General features: G+C 68.8%; 4 protein-coding genes. All 4 read right to left on the bottom strand.

Annotated features, from left to right (window positions below; genetic code table 11):
• On the bottom strand, positions 1 to 790 hold a 790-nt coding region (locus JWP65_RS09460; RefSeq protein ID WP_299763068.1), incomplete at its 3' end, for an adenylosuccinate synthetase.
• Positions 791 to 825: 35 nt separating this feature from the next.
• A complete protein-coding gene (locus JWP65_RS09455) occupies positions 826 to 1,989 on the bottom strand; it encodes an ATP phosphoribosyltransferase regulatory subunit (RefSeq protein ID WP_299763067.1) in 1,164 nt (387 codons plus the stop codon).
• Between the two features lie 195 nt (positions 1,990 to 2,184).
• Positions 2,185 to 2,373, bottom strand: a complete 189-nt coding sequence (locus tag JWP65_RS09450) for a DUF2065 domain-containing protein (RefSeq protein ID WP_299763066.1) — start codon at positions 2,371 to 2,373, stop codon at positions 2,185 to 2,187.
• Between the two features lie 10 nt (positions 2,374 to 2,383).
• The coding region (gene hflC, locus JWP65_RS09445) for a protease modulator HflC (protein ID WP_299763065.1) at positions 2,384 to 3,277 on the bottom strand (894 nt) is incomplete at its 5' end.

Below are 3,277 nucleotides of genomic sequence, written 5' to 3'. Positions count from 1 at the left end.
GGCCGACGCCGGCGCCGGCGGACGCGTTGCCGGCCACGCAGTTGCTGGAGGTGACGTACGGGTAGGTGCCGTGGTCCACGTCCAGCAGCGTGCCCTGCGCGCCTTCGAACAGCAGGTTGTCGCCGTGCAGGTGGGCTTCGTTCAGCTCGCGCGAGACGTCGGCCATCATGGGCCGCAGGATCTCGGCGTGGCGCATGGCCTCGTCGAACACCGCCTGGAACTCCAGGGCTGGCGCGTGCAGGTACTGCGTCAGCGTGAAGTTGTGCAGCTCCATCAGCTCCTTGAGCTTCTCGGCGAAGCGCGCCGGGTGCTTCAGATCCTGCACCCGCAGGGCGCGTCGGCCGATCTTGTCCTCGTAGGCCGGCCCGATGCCGCGGCCGGTGGTGCCGATCTTCTCGGTGCCGCCTTTTTCGCGGAAGGCTTCACGGGCGATGTCCAGGGCCGCGTGAAACGGCAGGATCAGCGGGCAAGCCTCGCTGATGCGCAGCCGCGACCGCACTTCCACGCCGGCCTTTTCCAGGCCCTCGATCTCTTGCAGCAGCTTGGCCACCGACAGCACCACGCCGTTGCCGATGTAGCACTTGACGCCGGGGCGCATGATGCCGCTGGGGATCAGGTGCAGCGCTGTCTTGACGCCGTTGATCACCAGCGTATGACCCGCGTTGTGGCCGCCCTGGAAGCGCACCACGCCCTGCGCCATCTCGGTCAGCCAGTCCACCAGCTTGCCCTTGCCTTCGTCGCCCCACTGGGTTCCGACCACGACCACGTTGCGGCCCTTCGTCTTCGTCATGACTTCGCTCTCGAAAAAATGCTTTGCGGGGATGATCACAGGCCGCGCACGGCCCAGCGGCCGCTGGCGTCGCGCGCCAGTTCGCGGTCGCAGTCGAACTCGTCGACTTCACTTTCGTGGCCCGGCAGCACGCACACCACCGTCTCGCCTTGCTGGCGCAGCCCGGTGATGGCGGTGCCCAGGTCCGCGGCCTCGGGGCCGCTGTCCAGCCAGGGCGCGCGGATGGCGGCCTTCAGCGGTCGCGCGGCGGCCACGCCGACCAGTTCCTTGACGTCCAGGCTGAAGCCCACGGCCGGCCGGTTCCGGCCGAACACGGCGCCGACCTCGTCATAGCGGCCGCCGCGCACCAGCGCATCGCTGGCGCCCGGGGTGTAGATCGCAAAGCGCGCGCCGCTGTAGTAGGCGTAGCCGCGCAGGTCGGCCAGGTCGAAGCGGATGGTCGCGCCCATCACCTGCCCCACCAGCCACTTGAGGTGGTCCAGCGCGGCGGCGATGAGCGGGCTGTCGGGCAGCACGCGCGCGGCCTCGGCCAGCACGCCTTGATCGCCATACAGGCGGATCAAGGCTTGCAGGCCTTCGCGCGCCGGCCTGGCAAGGTCCTTGGTCAGCAAGGCCAGCTCGGTCGCATCCTTGGCGGCCAGCGCCGCGTGCACCAGGGCCAGCCGGGCCGGCGCCAGGCCTTGGCCGGCCAGCAACGCGCGGACGATGCGCGCATCCGCCATGTCGACGGTGAGCGGCCCGACCTTGGTGGCCTTGAGGCAGTCCAGCGCGAGCAACAGCACTTCGAGGTCGGCTTCGAGCCCGGCGTGGCCATAGAGCTCGGCGCCGAACTGCAGCGGCTCCCGGGTGGCGTAGGGGCGGTCGGGCCGCGTGTGCAGGACCGGCCCGCAGTAGCAAAGGCGCGTGACGCCGCGCCGATTGAGCAAATGGGCGTCGATGCGGGCGACCTGGGGCGTGGTGTCCGCGCGCAGGCCGAGCGAGCGGCCGGACAGCTGGTCGACCAGCTTGAACGTCTGCAGGTCGAGCGCCTCGCCGGTGCCCGTGAGCAGCGACTCCAGGTGCTCGAGCAACGGCGGCATCACCAGCTCATAGCCATAGCCGCGGGCCGTGTCCAGCAACTCACGGCGCAGTTCTTCGATGTGGCGAGCCTCGGAAGGCAACACATCGGCGATGTGATCCGGCAGGACCCAGGCGGACATGGAAAAAGGGAGGCTGTTAAAAACGCGATTCTACCGGGAGGCACTTCACGCCCAAATCGCTGCGCGATTCGTGCGTGGCCGATCGGTGCTGGAAGGACCGGCAAAGCCGGATCCTTTCAGCAGGAGGGGCCACGCTGCGCGATGCGCAGCGTGGCCCGGTCAAGGGCTCGATACGCTGCGCGCTCCTGGCCCGGTCTAAAGCACGAAATAGAGCGTGCCCAGACCCAGGGCGATGCTGACCAGCCCGAAGAAGCGAAGCTGCCCGTCGCGCAGCTGCAGCAACCGCTGGAACGTCGCGCGCCAGCCGCCCGGCGACAGCAAAGGAAAGATCCCTTCCAGCACCAGCATCAAGGCCAGCGCGCCCCACAGGACGTCGCTGTCCACGGGGCCGCCTCTAGCGGCGCGGCGCGGGTGCGGAACTGCCGCCGCCCACTCCGCCGTTGCGGAAGGTGCGGAAGAAGTCGGAGCCCGAGGGGTCGACCACCAGCACGTCGCTCTTCTTGTTGAAGCTGGCCTTGTAGGCTTCCAGGCTGCGGTGGAACTGGGCGAACTGCGGGTCGCGGCCGAAGGCTTCGCTGTAGATCGCCGCGGCCTGGGCGTCGCCCTCGCCCTTGATCTTCTGCGCGTCGCGGTAGGCATTGGCCAGCAGCACTTCGCGCTGGCGATCGGCGTCGGCGCGGATCTTCTCGCCCTCGGCCGCACCGGTGGACCGCAGCTCGTTGGCCACGCGCTTGCGCTCGGCCTCCATCCGGCGGTAGACCGACTCGGTGATCGCTTCCACGTAGTCGGCGCGCGTGATCCGCACGTCCACCACGTCGATGCCCCAGGGCTTGCTCGAGCCCTTGACTACTTCCTGCACCTCGCGCTTGACGGCCGCGACGATGATCTCGCGCTTGGTCGACAGCAGCTCGCGCACCGTGACGCGGCCGACCTCGGCCAGGAAGGCATCGCGCACCACGCGATTGAGCTGGTTGGCGCCGGCGGCCTCGTCCAGGCCCACGTTGCGGATGTAGGCCAGCGGGTCGGTGATGCGCCAGCGCACGTACCAGTCGATCACCACGCGCTGCTTCTCGGCGGTGAGCATGGGCTCGGTGTCCACGCTGTCCAGCGTCAGCAGGCGCTTGTCGATGTAGTTGACGCTCTGGAACGGCGGCGGCAACTTGAAGTTCAGGCCCGGCTCGGTGATGACGGTCTTGATCTGGCCCAGCGCGTAGACCACACCGAACTGGCGCTGGTCGACGACGAAGAGCATGGAGCTGAGCAGCGCGACGGCGACCAGCAGGGTGGA

Source organism: Ramlibacter sp., assembly GCF_028292805.1.
Lineage (GTDB): Bacteria > Pseudomonadota > Gammaproteobacteria > Burkholderiales > Burkholderiaceae_C > Ramlibacter.
The sequence above is the reverse complement of the archived record's forward strand: the minus strand, read 5'-3'. Positions and strand labels throughout refer to the sequence as shown.